The sequence below is a fragment of the Vibrio sp. 10N.261.51.A4 genome, from assembly GCF_041471945.1.
Classification (GTDB): Bacteria; Pseudomonadota; Gammaproteobacteria; order Enterobacterales; family Vibrionaceae; genus Vibrio; species Vibrio crassostreae_C.
In genome coordinates, this window is the sequence record NZ_JBFRPJ010000160.1 from 1 (window position 1) to 2,076 (window position 2,076).

The 2,076-nt window shown below is 42.6% G+C and carries 2 protein-coding genes; one reads left to right on the forward strand and one right to left on the reverse strand.

What is annotated here, in order from left to right:
- Positions 1 to 80: 80 nt before the first annotated feature.
- Positions 81 to 1,187: a 1-acyl-sn-glycerol-3-phosphate acyltransferase gene (locus AB4384_RS23475; RefSeq protein ID WP_017062764.1), complete on the reverse strand. Its 1,107-nt coding sequence runs from the start codon at positions 1,185 to 1,187 to the stop codon at positions 81 to 83.
- 175 nt (positions 1,188 to 1,362) lie between these two features.
- Between AB4384_RS23475 and AB4384_RS23480 the strand changes: the two genes are divergently transcribed.
- Positions 1,363 to 1,989: an AraC family transcriptional regulator gene (locus tag AB4384_RS23480; protein ID WP_102321332.1), complete on the forward strand. Its 627-nt coding sequence runs from the start codon at positions 1,363 to 1,365 to the stop codon at positions 1,987 to 1,989.
- The last annotated feature ends 87 nt before the right edge of the window (positions 1,990 to 2,076 follow it).

Sequence of the window (2,076 nt, forward strand, 5' to 3'; positions counted from 1 at the left end):
TTAACTGATCGGCATTAGCCCAAGGCTCCTTTTTCAATTCAATCAAGTTGCTAATCAACTAGCAAGCTAACTAACGCTCGTTAACCAATGTTCTTCACTGGGTTGGCGTAGCTATCGATCAAGTACTGACGCGCACCTTGTGGCAGGCTCGACAGTTTAGCTTCAAACTCTTGTTTAACGGCCGCTGTAATCGACTCATCTTCTTTTTCTGCTGCCAGCAAGTTTACTGGGAACAGTTTGTAGTTATCGTGGATCTGACGATCGATCTCTTCAGCAAGCGCTTCAGGCGTATCAAAATCTTGGTCGATAACCTGACCGAAACCAACGTGAACGCGTCCTTTATCACCGATGATGCCTTGAATGATACTTTCGATATCTTCAAACTCACCCTTTTCGTAACTGCCGTTTACGTCTTTTTCGAAAAGCTCTATCGCTTTAGCCGTGTCACATGGGTCGTTCTCATAAGAAATAGCCACAGGAACAATCTTCAATGACTTCACGTATTCAGGGAAAGCAATTTTTTGCTTACGTCCTTCAACGTGGAACATTTTCAAAATTGCTGGCTCAGTAAAATCGTTACCGTCTTTCGCACGACCTTCCTTTTGAGCGATCCAGATTGAGTTGCCCGTTTCTAGAGAGTGCTTAATGTAAGAAGACAACTGCCCTAGCGCTTTCATCATCTCACGCGGTCCTTTCAAAGAACGCTTTACGATGAAGCTCTTGTTTAAACGCATCAATTCAGTCGCACATGGCTTTTTCAACAGGTTGTCTCCGATAGCGATACGACAAGTCTGATGATTATTTTGATGCAGAGCGTAATTTACTAACGCAGGATCCATAGCAATGTCACGATGGTTTGATACAAACAGATAAGCTTGGTTCGCATCCAGTGACTCGATACCAGTGTACGTCACACCGTTAGTGGTTTTCGCTAACGTGTCGCGTAAGTACTTTTTCACTTCAATCTGAATGGATTCAACGCTAGTCAGCTTGCTCCACTTCATTTTTAAGTACACACGCAAAATCGGGCTCATTAATGCTTTGAACCAAGACGCATGGTTTGAAAAACGGTAGTGCAAGATTGCACTGATAAATTCTTCATCATTAATAAGACGGTTTAGTGCCGCTGGAATTTCATCATCGCCGTAAGGACGAATATCAACATATGGATCGGTTGGAGAGGTCATTTTTTAATTCATATAATAAAAAGCTGGCTCATTCTACGCGTTGTTTTGACTTCTCGCAGCTACAGAGCCCATACTTTTGACAAGGTCAGACCAGAAACATTGAAAATCCCCTGTTATTGTTGGCATTCTTTAAGATTAACGGTAATCTTGACGCCCCAAAATTAAGGTACTATCTATGAACTTCGCTATTGAATATACATCGGCTTACTTTTCACACTTGGTGATCACACCACGCAAGAAAGTACTTAAACATAGCCTTGTATCGGTTCAAAGTGGCTTGGTTTTGATTAAGTTAGGCAAACAAGAGTATGCCGTTGAACCAGGACAAAGCGTCTGGATTCCACACGACTGCCTAACGTCACTGACCTACTTTCCAAACACTCAGGTTAACCGTGTCGATTTTTCTGTTCGTTTGACGGATTCATTCCCAAGACAAGCGGGTTACATTACGCAAACCAACCTCTCTTCGGCACTACTAGAAAAACTAGAGCAAACCAACGCTCGCGCTTCCAATGCCAATAATACGGAACAAGCGTTTAAAGATATGCTTTCTGTCTTGAAGCAAGAAGTGTTGTCGTTTAAACCACTGCTTTGTGAAAGTGCTCTTTCTCAGCGATTCAATCAATGGAACATTGATGATTCAAACCTGCCACAAGAGCACACTCTGGTGATGGTGATGCGAGAAGCGAAGAAGCGCATGCAGTCAGGTCAAAAACGTTCACTTGTGATTGATGATCTGTTCTCAGGTAAAGAAGAAGAGTTCGAGCAACTGTGTATGCTTGTTTTTGGTGAAGATTTATAGCTTGCCGGAAAGTGAGTGCTGGTATTAAAACTCGCAAGCCAGATACTAAAAAGCCGCAAAAACTGAGTTTTTGAAGTGACCCCGTAA

Bases quoted from the DNA above. Each gene is read 5' to 3' on its own strand.
- AB4384_RS23475 (WP_017062764.1), bottom strand. From the start codon at position 1,187: ATGACCTCTCCAACCGATCCATATGTTGATATTCGTCCTTACGGCGAT.
- AB4384_RS23480 (WP_102321332.1), top strand. From the start codon at position 1,363: ATGAACTTCGCTATTGAATATACATCGGCTTACTTTTCACACTTGGTG.